Annotated in this window: 10 protein-coding genes; 7 read left to right on the top strand and 3 right to left on the bottom strand. The window is 61.5% G+C overall.

The window, feature by feature from the left end:
- Positions 1-165 precede the first annotated feature (165 nt).
- Positions 166-864 carry an OmpW family outer membrane protein gene (locus JFT86_RS10240; RefSeq protein ID WP_201236624.1) on the top strand — a complete coding sequence of 233 codons (699 nt, stop codon included), beginning with the start codon at positions 166-168 and terminating at the stop codon, positions 862-864.
- A 242-nt stretch (positions 865-1,106) separates the two neighbouring features.
- Here the strand turns inward: JFT86_RS10240 and JFT86_RS10235 are convergent, their stop codons facing one another.
- Together JFT86_RS10235 and JFT86_RS10230 are read right to left on the bottom strand one after the other, a co-directional pair.
- Complete coding sequence (locus JFT86_RS10235; protein ID WP_201236623.1) at positions 1,107-2,036, bottom strand: NAD-dependent epimerase/dehydratase family protein; 930 nt, start codon at positions 2,034-2,036, stop codon at positions 1,107-1,109.
- Positions 2,029-2,913, bottom strand: a complete 885-nt coding sequence (locus JFT86_RS10230; protein ID WP_201236622.1) for a sugar nucleotide-binding protein — start codon at positions 2,911-2,913, stop codon at positions 2,029-2,031. Before JFT86_RS10230 ends, JFT86_RS10235 begins: the two co-directional genes overlap by 8 nt.
- A 344-nt stretch (positions 2,914-3,257) precedes the next feature.
- Here JFT86_RS10230 and JFT86_RS10225 point away from each other — a divergent pair, with 344 nt between their 5' ends.
- Entirely contained in the window at positions 3,258-7,559 is a 4,302-nt protein-coding gene (locus tag JFT86_RS10225; protein ID WP_201236621.1) for a DEAD/DEAH box helicase, read from the top strand.
- Between the two features lie 150 nt (positions 7,560-7,709).
- Here JFT86_RS10225 and JFT86_RS10220 read toward each other — a convergent pair whose 3' ends face one another.
- Positions 7,710-9,794, bottom strand: a complete 2,085-nt coding sequence (locus tag JFT86_RS10220; protein ID WP_201236620.1) for a mechanosensitive ion channel family protein — start codon at positions 9,792-9,794, stop codon at positions 7,710-7,712.
- 421 nt (positions 9,795-10,215) lie between these two features.
- Here JFT86_RS10220 and JFT86_RS10215 point away from each other — a divergent pair, with 421 nt between their 5' ends.
- From JFT86_RS10215 to JFT86_RS10195, 5 genes are all read left to right on the top strand, one after another.
- The gene (locus JFT86_RS10215; RefSeq protein WP_201231468.1) at positions 10,216-11,418 is read left to right on the top strand and encodes an MFS transporter; all 1,203 of its coding nucleotides are present in this window, start codon (positions 10,216-10,218) and stop codon (positions 11,416-11,418) included.
- Between the two features lie 177 nt (positions 11,419-11,595).
- The gene (locus tag JFT86_RS10210; protein WP_201236619.1) at positions 11,596-12,522 is read left to right on the top strand and encodes a DUF72 domain-containing protein; all 927 of its coding nucleotides are present in this window, start codon (positions 11,596-11,598) and stop codon (positions 12,520-12,522) included.
- The gene (locus tag JFT86_RS10205; protein ID WP_201236618.1) at positions 12,519-13,316 is read left to right on the top strand and encodes an endonuclease/exonuclease/phosphatase family protein; all 798 of its coding nucleotides are present in this window, start codon (positions 12,519-12,521) and stop codon (positions 13,314-13,316) included. The genes JFT86_RS10210 and JFT86_RS10205 overlap by 4 nt, the downstream gene beginning before the upstream one ends.
- Entirely contained in the window at positions 13,313-14,587 is a 1,275-nt protein-coding gene (clsB, locus tag JFT86_RS10200; RefSeq protein ID WP_201236617.1) for a cardiolipin synthase ClsB, read from the top strand. The genes JFT86_RS10205 and clsB overlap by 4 nt, the downstream gene beginning before the upstream one ends.
- A complete protein-coding gene (locus JFT86_RS10195) occupies positions 14,584-15,570 on the top strand; it encodes a lysylphosphatidylglycerol synthase domain-containing protein (protein WP_201236616.1) in 987 nt (328 codons plus the stop codon). The genes clsB and JFT86_RS10195 overlap by 4 nt, the downstream gene beginning before the upstream one ends.
- Positions 15,571-15,684: the final 114 nt, after the last annotated feature.

The raw sequence follows: 15,684 nt of genomic DNA, 5'->3' as shown, positions 1-15,684 counted from the left end.
TTGGAATGCGTTCCCCTGTAGGAGTGAGCCTGCTCGCGATAGGGCCCTCAAAGGTTCCACAAAAAACTGCCCCTTCACTGTTTCATTGAGCTGAGTCAAAAGACCGTATCAGTTGGCTTCGTACCATAGGACATCAAAGATTTTTAACGTCCTTTCGGAGCCCCCATGAACAAGTCCTTGCTCAGCGCTTCGCTGTTTGCTCTCGCGCTCGCAGCCCCGCTCGCCCACGCCCACGAGGCCGGTGACATCCTGATCCGTGCCGGTGCGATCACCGTCAACCCGAAGGCCGACAGCTCCAGCGTCAAGGTCGATCAGGGTCCGCTGAGCGGCGCCAATCTGGGTGGCAAGGCGACCATGAGCAGCGACACTCAACTGGGTCTCAACTTCGCTTACATGCTCACCGATCACGTCGGTATCGAGCTGTTGGCGGCCACCCCGTTCGAGCATGACGTCAAGCTCAAAGGTACTGCCCTGCCTGCGGCCAACGGCAAGCTCGGCACCCTGAAACACCTGCCACCGACCCTCAGCGTCGTCTACTACCCGCTGGATTCGAAGTCGCCGTTCCAACCGTATGTCGGCGGCGGTATCAACTACACCTGGATCTACGACGAGCACGTCGGCAGCGAAGCCAGCGCCAACGGCTTCGACAACTTCAAGGCGAAAAACTCTTGGGGTCTGGCCTGGCAGGTCGGTGCGGACTACATGCTGACCGACAACATCATGCTTAACGCCCAAGTGCGCTACATCGACATCGATACCCGCGCCACCGTCGAGAACAACGCCGTTGCACCGGGCACTCGCGCACGGGTGAACGTCGATGTGGATCCGTTTGTGTATATGGTGGGTCTGGGCTACAAGTTCTAAGGAACATTCGCGTGGTGGTGAATGCGGGCTAATGTGGCGAGGGAGCTTGCTCCCGCCGGGCTGCGAAGCGGCCCCGAAACAGGCACTAGCGGTGCTTCAGAAAAACCGCACTGATTGGATTGGCGACTGCTACGCAGTCGAGCGGGAGCCAGCTCCCTCGCCACAGGGATCGCATCTGAGTCAAAGCGATACCCCGCCCACAAAAAAGGCGCCTGCAAAGGCGCCTTTTTTGTTTCTGCGTTTTATCTTCCCAGCAACCGCGCCAGACCCACGCTCATCGGCGTCTGCGCCGGCAGTTTGAAACGTTCAAGCAGACGTTTGTTGTTCGCGCGCGAATGACGGATGTCACCGGAGCGCGCCGGGCCGTAACTGACGGCAGGCAACTCGCCAACTACCTTCTGCAATTCGGCGAGCATCTGTTTCAGGCTCATCGCCTGGTTCCAGCCAACATTCACCGGGCCGACTTCCACCTCAGGCTTTTCGATCGCCTGCACCAGAAGATCGACCAGATCCTCGACATAGAGAAAGTCGCGCGTCTGCTCGCCGTCGCCGAACACGGTGATCGGCAAGCCTTTCTGCGCACGCTCGCTGAAGATACTGATGACGCCGGAATACGGTGAGGAGGGATCCTGACGCGGGCCGAAGATATTGAAGAAACGAAAAATCGCCGGCTCCAGACCGTGCTGGCGGCGATAGAAGTCGAAGTAATGCTCGCCCGCCAACTTGTCCGATGCGTAGGGCGTCAACGGCGCTTTAGGCGTGTCTTCATCAATCGATTCGCCCTCGCCGTTGTTGCCGTACACCGCCGCACTGGAGGCGTACAACACACGTTTGACCCCGGCCAGACGCATGGCTTCGCAGACATTCAGCGTGCCGATGAAATTGCTCTGGTGAGTCTTCACCGGATCATCCACCGACGCCTGCACCGAGGCCACGGCGGCCAGATGCGCGACCGCGCTGCAGCCTTGCATCGCTTGCGCCACCAGTGCCGCATCGGCGACATCGCCGACAATCAGCTCGACCCGAGGATTATCCAGCGGCAGATTGCTGCGTTTGCCGGTCGACAGATCGTCGAGGATCCGCACCGAATGGCCCTTGGCGAGCAAGGCATCCGTCAAGTGCGAGCCGATGAAACCGGCGCCGCCGGTGATTAAAACAGTGCCTTCAGCCATGGCGATAAAACCTATCCAGTAAGCCCGGGAGCGCGGCACGCCAGGCGCGCGGCTTGATCCCGAAAGTGTGCAGAATTTTCTTGCAGGCGAGCACTGCGTGTTGCGGCTCCTCGGCAGCGTCCGGACGCGCGGCATGGGCCTGGGCGGTCGGCGCTTCGATGGCCAGCGCATGCAGGCTGCGCGCTTCGGTGAGAATTGCCTGGCCCAGCGCCAGCGGTGTGGTCGCCTCATGGCCGGCGTAGTGATAAGTGCCCCACAGCGGCGCCGCGCAATCGAGTTGCTTGAGCACCGAGATAATCACTCGGGCAGCATCGTCGACCGGGGTCGGATTGCCCCGACGGTCATCGGCCAGGAGCAATTCATCCGGTTGTTCGGCGCGAGCAAGGAAACGTCCGAGGGTGCCATCAGGGCTGTCATCGAGCAGCCAGCCGAAACGCAACAGCACATGCTGTGGGCAGGTCGCGCGTACGCTTTGTTCGATTCGCCACAACGCCTGACCGCGCAGCCCCAGCGGTACCGGTTCGTCTTTTTCGCTGTACGCGGTAGCACGCGAGCCGTCGAACACCCGATAACTGGACGGTTGCACGAGGACGATGTTGTGGTGCTGGCACAGTTCGGCGAGCCGCTCGACGGCGCGTTCCTGCCCGGCCATGCGGCTTTCGCTGACGGTCTCGGCCTGGAACCAGTCGAAATAGTAGGCGAGGTTGATCAACGCATCGGGACGGGTGTCGTCGAGCAGTTGCGTCAGGCTCGCGGCATCCCAGCCGTCTTCGGGCGGGCGGGGGGCGAGGAAACCGATGTCTTCTTCCGCACCGAGGCGAATCAGCGCCTGCCCAAGGGCATTTCCGCCGCCCAGTAACATAAGGCGCATTCGCATAGAGTCAGCAGGCCCAGTCTGATAGGAACGATGGCTTTGGCGACGGTACTTGTGGAACCGTCGTCGATAATTGCCGGAATCGTTGCATTTTGCGGGTTTAGTGCGCAACCGTCATCCGCAAAAGTGTACATCCCCGGCATTTGCACACCCTGTGGCAAGGGAGCTTGCTCCCGCTGGAGGCCGAAGGACTCCCGAATCCGACCGAAGCGGTGCAGCAGAAATACCGCATCAGCTGAATTTGCGACTGCTTCGCAGCCGAGCGGGAGCAAGCTCCCTCGCCACAGGGATAACCGATCAGCCAGACAGACTTGCATCTTCCCGCCCCCACCCGCATAACTTGTCCCATGAATCTGCCCCTTCCCGTGGACGCGGCCCTGGCAGGCTTTCACCCCGCCGTCAGCGCCTGGTTCAGCAGCACTTTCCCGACGGTTACTGCCGCCCAGGCCCGCGCATGGCCGTTGATCCGCCAGCGCCGCTCGACGCTGATTGCCGCGCCAACAGGTTCGGGCAAAACCCTCACCGCATTTCTCGCCGTGCTCGACGACCTCGTCCACCGTGGCCTGGAAAATCCAGACGGACTGCCCGACGAAACGCTGGTGGTCTACGTTTCGCCGCTCAAGGCACTCTCCAACGACATCCGCATCAACCTGCAAAATCCGCTGGACGGGATCACCGGGCAGTTACGCCAGATGGGCCTGCCGGAACTGCAAATCACCACTGCCGTGCGCACCGGTGACACCCCGCAAAAAGAGCGCGCCGCCATGCGCAAGAACGCGCCGCACATTCTGGTGACCACCCCGGAATCGCTCTACGTGCTGCTCGGTTCGGCTTCGGGACGTAAAATGCTCGGCACCACGCGCACGGTGATCATCGACGAAATCCACGCGATGGCCGCCGGCAAGCGCGGCAGTCATCTGGCCCTGAGCCTGGAGCGGCTGCAAGCCTTGTGCAGCGAGCCGCTGACCCGCATCGGCCTGTCTGCCACGCAAAAACCGGTGGCAGCCGTGGCGCAATTCCTCGTCGGCAGCGATCGCCCCTGCGAAATCATCGACATCGGCCATGCGCGCCCCCGGGATCTGGGGATCGAAGTACCGCCCGTGCCGTTGTCGGCAGTCATGGCTAACGATGTCTGGGAACTGGTTTACGAGCGCCTCGCCGAACTTGCCCGTGAACACCGCACCACGCTGATTTTCGTCAACACCCGCCGCCTCGCCGAACGCCTGAGCCGCCACCTCAGTGAGCGCCTCGGCAAACACGCAGTGGCGGCGCACCACGGCAGTCTGGCCAAGGAGTTCCGGCTCGACGCCGAGCAGCGGCTCAAGCGTGGCGAACTGCAAGTGCTGATCGCCACCGCGTCGCTGGAACTGGGCATCGATATCGGCGAAGTCGATCTGGTCTGCCAGATCGCCTCGCCGCGCTCCATCGCCGGGTTTCTGCAACGGGTCGGCCGCTCCGGCCACCAGGTCGGCGGCACGCCCAAGGGACGCTTGTTCGCCACCACCCGTGACGACCTGATCGAATGCGCCGCCCTGCTCGACTGCGTGCGCCGTGGCGAACTCGACACGCTGCACATCCCCGAAGCGCCGCTGGATGTGCTGGCGCAGCAGATCATCGCCGAAGTGAGTTGTCAGGAATGGCCGGAAGACGCGCTGCTGGCGATGTTTCGCAAAGCCTCGCCTTATCGCGATCTCGACGAAAAACACTATCAGGCCCTGCTGACGATGCTCGCCGAAGGCTACAACGGTCGCCAGGGCATCCGTAGCGCCTATCTGCATCGCGACGCGGTCAGTCGCACCTTGCGTGGCCGGCGCGGCTCGCAACTGACGGCGGTGACCAGCGGCGGCACCATTCCGGATAACGCCGATTACAGCGTGATGCTGGAACCACAAGGCCTGAACATCGGCAGCGTCAATGAAGATTTCGCCGTGGAAAGCATTGCCGGCGATGTGTTCCAGCTCGGCAACACCTCCTACCGGATCCTGCGGGTAGAAACCGGCAAAGTGCGGGTCGAGGATGCGCAAGGCCAGCCACCGACCATTCCGTTCTGGCTCGGCGAAGCACCGGGGCGCAGCGATGAACTGTCCTCGGCAGTCGCGCGCCTGCAAGCGACGCTCGACGAGTTGCTCGGCGCCAGCCCCGGCAATCTGCAACCGGCGCTCGACTGGCTGACACACACGCTCGGCCTCAACCGCGCCAGCGCCGAGCAACTGGTCGAATACCTCGCCCGCGCACGCCAGACCCTCGGCGCCCTGCCCTCGCAAGACACATTGCTGATGGAGCGGTTTTTCGACGAGTCCGGCGGCACTCAACTGATCATTCATTCGCCGTTCGGCAGCCGCATCAATCGCGCGTGGGGTCTGGCCCTGCGCAAGCGTTTCTGCCGGACCTTCAATTTCGAGTTGCAGGCGGCGGCCAGTGAAGATGCGATCGTGTTGTCGCTGTCCACCAGCCACAGTTTCGAGCTCGATGACGTCTGGCGTTATCTACACAGCAACAGCGCCGAGCACATCCTGATTCAAGCGGTGCTCGATGCGCCGCTGTTTGGTGTGCGCTGGCGCTGGAACGCCGGGGTCGCCCTGGCGCTGCCTCGCTTTACCGGTGGGCGCAAAGTCGCGCCGCAGTTGCAGCGCATGAAAAGCGAAGACCTGATCGCCAGTGTGTTTCCGGATCAGATTGCCTGCCTGGAAAACCTCGCCGGCGAGCGCGAGATTCCCCAGCATCCGCTGGTGGAACAGACCCTCGACGATTGCCTGCACGAGGCGATGGACAGCGACGGCTGGCTCCATCTGCTGCGGCGCATGGAACGTGGCGAGGTGCGTCTGATCAGCCGCGATCTGCCGGCGCCGTCACCGCTGGCGGCAGAGATTCTCAGCGCCCGCCCCTACACCTTTCTCGATGACGCGCCGCTGGAAGAACGCCGCACCCAAGCGGTGATCAACCGACGCTGGAGCGATCCGCAATCGACCGATGATCTCGGCGCACTGGACGCCGACGCGATCAACGCGGTGCGTGAAGAGGCCTGGCCGACGCCCACGAATATCGATGAAATGCATGAAGCACTGATGAGCCTTGCCTGCATCAGCGAGCTTGAAGTTCAGGCCGGCGAACACTGGCGCGAATGGCTGGACACATTGACTGCCAGCGGTCGCGCCGTGCATCTGCTGATCAATCCACAGCGTTCGTTGTGGCTGGCGCGCGAGCGTCTGACGTGCCTACAAGCGCTTTATCCACAGGCCACGCTACAACCGCCGCAAGCAGCGTTGCCCGGCTTCGATGAAGCCTGGACGTTCGATGAGGCAGTGGTCGAAGTGATCCGCGCCCGACTCGGCGCATTCGGTCCGCTGCCCTTGCCGGCGATTGCCGAACCACTCGCGTTGCCCATACCGCAGGTCAATCAGGCACTCACGCAACTGGAGCGCGAAGGTTATGTCTTGCGCGGCCGGTTCACCCCGGGCGCGGCAGAGGAGGAATGGTGCGAGCGGCATTTGCTGGCGCGCATCCATCGTTACACGGTCAAGCGTCTGCGCCGGGAAATCGAACCGGTGGCGTTGCAGGATTTCATGCGGTTTCTGTTCGACTGGCAGCATCTGTCGCCCGTCACGCAAGGCCAGGGCAGCGCCGTGTTGCCGGCGATTGTCGGTCAGTTCGAAGGCTATGCGGCCGCCGCGTCGGCGTGGGACAGCGACATCCTCCCGGCGCGGCTGAAGGACTATTCGCCGAGTTGGCTGGATGATCTGTGCCGCAACGGCAAACTGGTGTGGACACGCCTCAGCGCCCGACAGAAAGTCAGCGGCACGGCATTGCGAAGTACGCCGATTGTGCTGCTGCCGCGCAGTCAGGTCGGGCTGTGGAGTGCGCTGGCCGAACAGACGCCGGTCAGCGAACTGTCGCCGAAAACACAGAAGGCGTTCGAGGCCTTGAGTCAGCACGGCGCATTGTTTTTCGATGAGCTGATTCATGAGGCGCATCTGCTGCGCAGCGAACTGGAAATCGCCTTGCAGGAACTGGTCGGCGCAGGGTTGGTGAATGCCGACAGCTTTGCTGGCCTGCGTGCATTGATCACCCCGGCGAGCAAGCGCCAGCAGCGCAGCAGTCGGCGCGGACGCGGCGCGTTTGTCGGCGGTATGGACGACGCCGGGCGCTGGGCGTTGCTGCGGCGTGGGCCGGCGTTAGATCAACCGAACATCCCCGCCGAAACCCTGGAACATGTCGCGATGACCTTGCTTCGCCGATACGGTGTGGTGTTCTGGCGCCTGCTGGAGCGTGAGGCCGATTGGTTGCCGAGTTGGCGTGAGTTGCTGCGCACGTTTCACCGACTGGAAGCACGCGGTGAGATTCGTGGCGGGCGCTTTGTCAGTGGCTTGGCCGGTGAACAGTTTGCCTTGCCCGAAGCGATTCCATTACTGCGTGAAGTGCGGCGGCGACCGCATGACGGTAGCTTGATTGCGGTGTGCGGGGTGGATCCGCTGAATCTGGCCGGGACGTTATTGCCGGGGGTGAAAGTCCCGGCGCTGGCGAGCAATCGACTGGTGTATCGGGATGGCTTGCCGGCGGCAGCGGTGATTGCTGGCAAGCAGCACATCTGGCTGGAACTGGATCAAGAAAGCATGATCGACATGCGAAGCAAATTGATCCAACGCCGTTAACTGTGGCGAGGGAGCTTGCTCCCGCTGGGGCGCGAAGCGCCCCCAAAACCAGCCATCCCTTTCTTTCAGACATACCGGGTTGCAGGGTTTGGGTCCGCTGCGCAGCCCAGCGGGAGCAAGCTCCCTCGCCACAGGATTTCAGTGCGTCGTCTACTGTGTTTCCTCCGACTCCTGCAACACATCATCCGTCTGCTGCCGCTTCGGCAATAAAACCTGCTGTGGATAAGTCTGCGCGAAATGCACCGTCGGGTTGTTATCCACAAGCTTCTTCAAACGCTGGTTGAACGCGCGACTGACCGCATACTGCCCGCCCGACACCGTGCGGAACTGCGCCGTCAGCACCACGCCGTTCAAATCCATCTTGTCCACGCCAAACACATCCAGCGGCCCTTGCAGGTTGTACTTGAGGAACGGATCTTCGCGGATCGAATCGCCGGTCTCGCGGATCAGCTCGATGGCCTTGTCGACATCCGTGTCATAGGTGAACTGCACCGAGAAAAACGCATAGGCGAATTGCCGCGATTGATTGGTGACAGCCTTGATCTGGCCGAACGGCACCGAGTGCACAAAACCCTTGCCGTCACGCAGGCGCAGGGTGCGGATGGTCAACCCCTCCACTGTGCCGGCATGCCCGGAATCGAGCACCACCCAATCGCCGATCGACAGGGTGTCTTCGATGATGATGAACAGCCCGGTAATCACGTCCTGCACCAGTTGCTGCGAACCGAAACCGATGGCCAGGCCGACCACCCCGGCACCGGCCAGCAGCGGTGCGACATTGATCCCGAGGTTGGCCATGGTGGTGATCGCGCAGATAACCACAAGGATGATTTTGATCGCATTGCGCAGCAGCGGCAGGATCGTTTTCACCCGGGTGCTGGGCTGGCGCGCCGCGCGTTTGCTGAGCGGCGGTTTCAGGGCTTCCTGAATCGCCGTGTCGAGCACCACCCACAACAACCACGTCACCAGAAAGATCAGGCCGATGCTGCTCAACGCGTTACTAATCGCTCGGCCGACCGTGCTGCTCTGAGCGAAATCGAGCAGCGATACGCCCCAAATCCGCCCGAGAATATCGATGAAGGCAATCGCAATGACGATCCGCAGCAACGCGTGCAACAGGCTGAGAAAGCGTTCCTTGTAAGCGCTGCTGCGCTGGATCGCCTCGGCTTTTCGCGACTTGAACAGGTGCTGCAGAATCGTGCTGAGGAACACCGTGCCGATCAACAGCACCGTGGTGAACAACGCACAGCGCAGCGCCTTTTGATTGTCCTCGCCGATGCCAATCAGATTGACCGCCGAGACCAGCACCATCAACACGATCGGCCAGTACCACAGCCCGGAAAAAATCCGCAGCGACTCCTGTAATGACGGCTGTTTCAGCCGCTGGCTCAGCGGCCGATTGCGGATCAGATGCGCCACCGGACGACGCAGGCGAATCACCAGCAAACCGAAAATAATCGAAGCGATCAGCCCGGTGAACACCGCGATGCTGCTGGTGATGTTGCCGCCCAATTGCCGGGCGATCTGCGGACTGGTCAGCGCATCGCTGAGGGCGGCGAGGAAGCCGATCAGGAACAGCGGGTGCGGGCAGTAGTCACGGATGATTTTGGCTGCCGGGCGTTTGTGGCCGACGTTGAACATCACCACCACGCACAACAACATCGAGGTGGAAAAGATCCCGCTGCTGGTGGCGTAGGCCAGACACAGCGCCAGCGCGCGCCCCACCGAGGCTTGCAGAAAATGGCTGACGTACAGGGTCAGCGGCAGGCAGATCAGTGCCGGCACGGTGTACGGCAACAGGTAGCCGAGCAGATCCTGACTGCGTTGGCGGGTGCGAAACCAGCGCCCCTCACGCAGGCGTTTGGCCAACAGACTGCCGAGCACCGTGAGCAGCGCAAAACTGCCGAGCCAGGTGCCGGACAACGTCAGGAAATCCCCGGCAACGCTCCAGCCCGAGCGATTCGACGGCTGGTTGACCAGTTTGTCGACCTCGTCCGCCGCGCGATCGGCACGCAGGCGCCAGGCATCGACCAGATGTTCGTTGAGATCGAGTTTGTCCTGAACGTCGTCGATGCTCGAACTGATGGCGCCAAGCAGACCGCCCTGCACAATCGGCTCGGGTTTGGCCGGTTCTTCAGCAGCGGCCGGAACGCCCGGCAACGTCGCGGCTTCGAGTTCGTTGGCGCCGAGAAACAGCAGTGCTCCCAGCAGAATGGCGATCCTGAACTTGATCAAAACTCCGATCTCCCATGGCTGAACCTGTAAGGAACTGATCGGTGAATGGCGGACAAGTTCGGTTTTTGCCTCAATAACCCACTGAACCCAGAGTGATCTCCCCTAAATGCCATTTTTTAAAATTCCTTCCCCTGTGGCGAGGGGATTTATCCCCGAAGGGCTGCGAAGCGGCCCCAAGCCTGAATTCCCATTTTTCCAGCTAGAGCGAGTTGGCTGGTTTTGCGACTGCTGCGCAGCCGATCGGGGATAAATCCCCTCGCCACAAAGGCCTCTCTCCAAGATGATGATTTCAACAATGGCTGCCATCTCGCATTGGCGATCTTTGCGCTCAAGACAAATATCAAATGCCAATCCCTCTATTTTTCCGCACAACCCAAACCCCGACACTGCGCTCCATCCAAACCTCTACCGGAGTGCCGTCATGCCCATTGCCTTGCTCGCGCTGACCCTCAGCGCTTTTGCCATCGGGACGACCGAGTTCGTCATCGTTGGCCTGTTGCCGACCATCGGCGCCGATCTCGGCGTCAGTCTTCCTTCCGCCGGCCTGCTGGTCAGCCTGTACGCATTGGGCGTGGCCATCGGCGCGCCGGTGCTGACCGCGCTCACCGGCAAAGTCCCGCGCAAACTGTTGCTGCTGTCGCTGATGGTGCTGTTCACCCTCGGCAACCTGTTGGCCTGGCTCGCGCCGAGTTATGAATCGCTGGTGCTGGCACGGATCGTCACCGGTCTCGCCCACGGCGTGTTCTTTTCGATCGGTTCGACCATCGCCACCAGTCTGGTGCCGAAAGAAAAAGCTGCCAGCGCGATTGCGATCATGTTCACCGGCCTGACCGTCGCCTTGGTGACCGGGGTGCCACTGGGCACATTTATCGGTCAGCATTTCGGCTGGCGGGAAACCTTCCTCGCCGTGTCGGCGCTGGGTGTGATCGCGTTCATCGGCAGTCTGATTTATGTGCCGAACAATATCGCCCACAGCAAACCGGCGTCGCTGCTGCAACAGTTGCAGGTACTGAAACAGCCGCGTCTGCTGCTGGTGTATGCGATGACCGCGATCGGTTACGGCGGCTCGTTCATCGCCTTCACCTTTCTGGCACCGATCCTTCAGGACATTTCCGGTTTCAGCGCCAGCACCGTCAGCCTCGTGCTGCTGGTGTACGGCGTGTCGGTCGCGGCTGGCAATATCTGGGGCGGCAAACTGGCCGACAAGCGCGGGCCGATCAGCGCGCTGAAAATCATCTTCGCCCTGCTCGCCGCCGTGTTGTTCGTGCTGACCTTTACCGCTGGCAATCCATGGCTGGCCTTGGCCACGGTGCTGGTCTGGGGCGCGGTCGCGTTCGGAAACGTGCCTGGGTTGCAGGTGTATGTCGTGCGTCAGGCCGAACATCACACGCCGCATGCAGTAGACGTGGCATCGGGTCTGAACATTGCAGCGTTCAATCTGGGGATTGCTGGCGGTGCGTGGGGCGGCGGTTTGATCGTCGAGCACATCGGCCTGATCCACACGGCGTGGATCGGTGGTCTGGTGGTGTTGGTGGCACTGGCGCTGACCGCGTGGAGCGGACGTCTGGATCGCCTCGGCCCGACCTACACCGAAAGCACTTCGCGCGTCGTCACCGGCCACTGATGACTCACTGATTCCCCCTGTCGGAGCTGCCGCAGGCTGCTCCGACAGGGGCGTGCGATCAACCGGTTATTGATGTGAAAGCAAATATGCCGTCCGTAACGCCGTGGAAACTTTCCCGAACCGTGCGCAGTCATCAAAAGACAGCGGCAACACGAGGGCTTTTAACGGGAGGGCGGCATGGCGACGATTCACATCGGTATTTCCGGCTGGCGCTACGCCCCGTGGCGCGGGGATTTCTACCCGAAAGGACTGGCGCAGAAGCGCGAATTGCAGTTCGCCTCGCGGGCAGTCAACAGCATCGAAATCAATGGATCGTTCTACGCCCTGCAACGGCCCGAACGCTATGCCCAGTGGTACGCCGAAACGCCCGCCGACTTCGTTTTCAGCGTCAAGGCGCCACGCTTCATCACCCACATCCGCCGCTTGCGCGAGATCGAAAAACCGCTGGCGAATTTCTTCGCCTCCGGAGTGCTGGAGTTAAAGGAAAAGCTCGGCCCGATCCTTTGGCAATTCCCGCCAAACTTCAAATTCGACGCCGAACGCTTCGAACACTTCCTCGCCCTGCTACCCCACGACACGGAGGCGGCCGCCGCCCTCGCCCGCCAGCACGATTCCCACCTGCACGGCCACGCCAGCCTGAAGGCTTACGGCAAGAAACCACTGCGTCACGCCGTGGAAATTCGTAACGACAGCTTCATCGACCCTGACTTCGTGCGCTTGCTGAAACGCCACAACACCGCACTGGTGATCGCCGACACCGCCGGTAAATGGCCGTATCGCGAAGACCTCACCAGCGACTTCGTCTATCTGCGCCTGCACGGCGCCGAAGAATTCTATGCCAGCGGCTATACCGCGCCAGCGCTCAAACGCTGGGCCGAACGGATCGACGCCTGGCACCACGGCCAGCAACCGAAGGACGCGCACTTGATCGCCCCACGCGTAAAACCCCGGGCGCGAAAATCCCGTGAAGTATTTTGCTATTTCGACAACGACATCAAAGTCCGCGCGCCGTACGACGCACGCGATCTGTTGCATCGTTTCGACCTCGATAACGACCTCACCACCACCCCCGGTGAACCCGCAGGCGAAGGGGTGTTGGCATGAGCATTCCAGAGCCGGTCGGTTTTACCGACGAAGGCGCCGAGGTCGCGTCATCCGTGCGCAGCTTCACCGTGCTGACGGTCAACACCCACAAGGGTTTCACCGCGCTGAACCGCCGTTTCATCCTGCCGGAGTTACGCGAAGCGGTGCGCAGCGTGGCCGCCGACGTGGTGTTTCTGCAGGAAGTCCACGGCACCCACGAGCACCATCCTCAGCGTTACGACAACTGGCCGAAGATGCCGCAATACGAATTCCTCGCCGACAGCCTCTGGCCGCAGTTCGCTTATGGGCGCAACGCGGTGTACCCGGAGGGCGATCACGGCAATGCGCTGCTGTCGAAATTCCAGATCATCCGCCACGACAACCTCGATGTCTCGATCAGTGGCCACGAGAACCGTGGCCTGCTGCATTGCGTGCTGCGCCTGCCCGGCGATGGCGTTGAAGTGCATGCGATCTGCGTGCACCTGGGTCTGCGCGAAAGCCATCGCAATGCACAACTTGACCTGCTGATGCAGCGCCTGGCCGAACTGCCGGATGACGCGCCGGTGATCGTTGCCGGCGACTTCAATGACTGGCGCCAGCGCGCCGATGCGCAACTCAAACCTTGTGGTCTGCGCGAAGTGTTCGCCGAGCATCACGGCAAACCGGCGCGCAGTTTTCCGGCGCGTCTGCCCGCGCTGCGGCTGGACCGCATCTACGTGCGCAACCTCAAGGCCCGCCAGCCGAAAGTCCTGGCGAACCGGCCCTGGTCGCACCTTTCCGACCACGCACCGTTATCGGTGGAGATCGAACTATGAGCAGCGCGCCGCTGGAGAAATCCGCCGTGGAACCGATCAGCATCAACCCGCCAATCCGCGAGCCCGGTCAGGTCGATGTCGAGTACCGCTGGCAGGGCAACAACCGTGTCGAGTTGCTGGAAAACGGCGAGGAATATTTCCCTCGGGTGTTCGCCGCCATGCGTGCGGCGAAAAGCGAGATCCTCCTGGAAACTTTCATCGTTTTCGAGGACAAGGTCGGCGCCGAATTGCAGGAGATTCTGATCGACGCCGCGCAGCGTGGCGTGCGCACCACGGTCAGCCTCGATGGTTTCGGCTGTGGTGAGTTGAGCACCGGTTATCTGACGGCGTTGAGCGCAGCCGGCGTGCATCTGCAAATGTTCGATCCGGCACCGAAACACTTGGGCTTTCGGACGAACTGGTTCCGCCGCTTGCACCGCAAGATCGTGGTGGTCGACGGCCTGGTCGCGTTCATTGGCGGGATCAACTTTTCCGGCGATCACCTGGCCGATTTCGGGCCGGAAGCCAAGCAGGATTACGCGGTCGAAATCCAGGGCCCGGCCGTGGCAGACATCCATCATTTTGCCCTCCTGCAAAGCGGTCGCCCGGGTCGGGCCAGGTTCTGGTGGCAACGGCGCCGACAACGCCGCGCGGAAATGGCGTTCGACGATTACGACGGTCAGGTGCGTCTGGTATTTCGCGACAACGACCGGCACCACACCGATATCGAAGACGTCTATTTGCAAGTCTTGCGCCGGGCAAAACGCCGGGTAGTGATCGCCAACGCTTACTTCTTCCCCGGCTATCGCTTGCTGCGCGAAATCCGCAATGCCGCACGGCGCGGCGTCGAAGTGCGGCTGATCCTGCAAGGCCAGCCGGACATGCTGGTGGCGAAACTCGCGGCGCGCATGACCTATGACTATCTGCTCAAGGCCGGCGTGCAGATTCACGAATATTGCCAGCGGCCGCTGCACGGCAAAGTCGCGCTGGTGGACGAGGAATGGAGCACCGTTGGCTCGAGCAATCTGGACCCCTTGAGCCTGTCGCTGAACCTCGAAGCCAACGTGCTGATCCGTGATCGTGCGTTCAACCAGCAACTGTTCGAACGCCTCGAAGACCTCAGCCAGAACCACTGTAAAGCCATGGACGCGAGCAAGTCGCCGCGCGGGCGGGTCTGGCACATGACCGTGGGTTTTCTGGTGTTCCACTTCCTGCGACATTTCCCGGCGATGGCTGGTTGGCTGCCGGCGCACAAACCGAGGCTCAAGCCGTTTCGAGGTGAACGCTCATGAGCCGTTCTGAAGCCCATCCGAACCATCAATCAGCGCCAGCCACTCACTCACGCTGGAGCAAATGGAAGCGTCCGCTGACGGCGCTGTTTTTTCTTGCGCTGATCGTGCTGCTGACGATGTTCGCCCGCCGCATCGAATGGGCCGAGGTGTTGCAGACCCTTGCCGATTTCAAGGTGCGCACGCTGATCATCGCCGCCAGCGTGACGTTGCTGAGTTTTCTGACCTACGCCAGTTTCGACCTGATCGGCCGCACATACATTCGCCAGGACCTTACCTGGAAACAGATCCTGCCGGTGGGGATCATCAGCTATGCATTCAATCTCAATCTCAGCGCGTGGGTCGGCGGTATCGCCATGCGTTATCGCCTGTATTCGCGCCTCGGCGTGAGCAAAAGCAACATCGCCAAGATTCTCGGCCTGAGCCTGGCGACCAACTGGTTCGGCTACATGACCATCGCCGGCGTGGTGTTCAGCAGCGGATTGGTGAGCATGCCGCCTGGCTGGAAAATCAGTACCACGGCGCTGCAAGGCATCGGTGTGCTATTGCTGCTGATCAGCGCCGGGTATCTCGCGGCGTGTCAGTTTTCCAAGCGCCGTGAATGGTCGATTCGTGGCGTGGAAATCAATCTGCCGTCGCTGCGCATGGCGGTGTTGCAGTTGCTGCTCGGAGCGTTGAACTGGTCGCTGATGGCGGCGGTGATTTTCACGCTGCTGCCGAGCAAACTCGACTATCCGTTGGTACTGGGCGTGTTGTTGATCAGTGCGATTGCCGGGGTCATCACCCATATACCAGCGGGGCTCGGCGTGCTGGAGGCGGTGTTTGTGGCGTTGCTGCAACACGAGGCTTCGCGGGGCAGCCTGGTGGCGGGGTTACTCGCGTATCGGGCGATTTATTTTCTGCTGCCGTTGCTGATTACGCTGGTGATGTATTTGCTGGTGGAGGCGAAGGCCAAGTCGCTGCGGATCGAAAAGAAACCCTCCTGACATTCTTGTTGAGGCTGACGGCCCCTTCGCGAGCAGGCTCGCTCCCACAGGGTGAATGCATTCCAAATGTGGGAGCGAGCCTGCTCGCGAAGGCGGTTTGGATGACAACACAAC

Origin of the sequence: Pseudomonas sp. TH06 (assembly GCF_016651305.1) — a bacterium.
In the GTDB taxonomy this organism is placed as follows: domain Bacteria; phylum Pseudomonadota; class Gammaproteobacteria; order Pseudomonadales; family Pseudomonadaceae; genus Aquipseudomonas.
This window is presented reverse-complemented; position numbering and strand designations above follow the sequence as displayed.

Excerpts from the sequence above, each read along its gene's own strand:
- JFT86_RS10225 (WP_201236621.1), top strand. The coding sequence starts at position 3,258 with ATGAATCTGCCCCTTCCCGTGGACGCGGCCCTGGCAGGCTTTCACCCC.
- clsB (WP_201236617.1), top strand. The coding sequence starts at position 13,313 with ATGAGCAGCGCGCCGCTGGAGAAATCCGCCGTGGAACCGATCAGCATC.
- JFT86_RS10205 (WP_201236618.1), top strand. The coding sequence starts at position 12,519 with ATGAGCATTCCAGAGCCGGTCGGTTTTACCGACGAAGGCGCCGAGGTC.
- JFT86_RS10240 (WP_201236624.1), top strand. The coding sequence starts at position 166 with ATGAACAAGTCCTTGCTCAGCGCTTCGCTGTTTGCTCTCGCGCTCGCA.
- JFT86_RS10195 (WP_201236616.1), top strand. The coding sequence starts at position 14,584 with ATGAGCCGTTCTGAAGCCCATCCGAACCATCAATCAGCGCCAGCCACT.
- JFT86_RS10210 (WP_201236619.1), top strand. The coding sequence starts at position 11,596 with ATGGCGACGATTCACATCGGTATTTCCGGCTGGCGCTACGCCCCGTGG.
- JFT86_RS10230 (WP_201236622.1), bottom strand. The coding sequence starts at position 2,913 with ATGCGAATGCGCCTTATGTTACTGGGCGGCGGAAATGCCCTTGGGCAG.
- JFT86_RS10215 (WP_201231468.1), top strand. The coding sequence starts at position 10,216 with ATGCCCATTGCCTTGCTCGCGCTGACCCTCAGCGCTTTTGCCATCGGG.
- JFT86_RS10235 (WP_201236623.1), bottom strand. The coding sequence starts at position 2,036 with ATGGCTGAAGGCACTGTTTTAATCACCGGCGGCGCCGGTTTCATCGGC.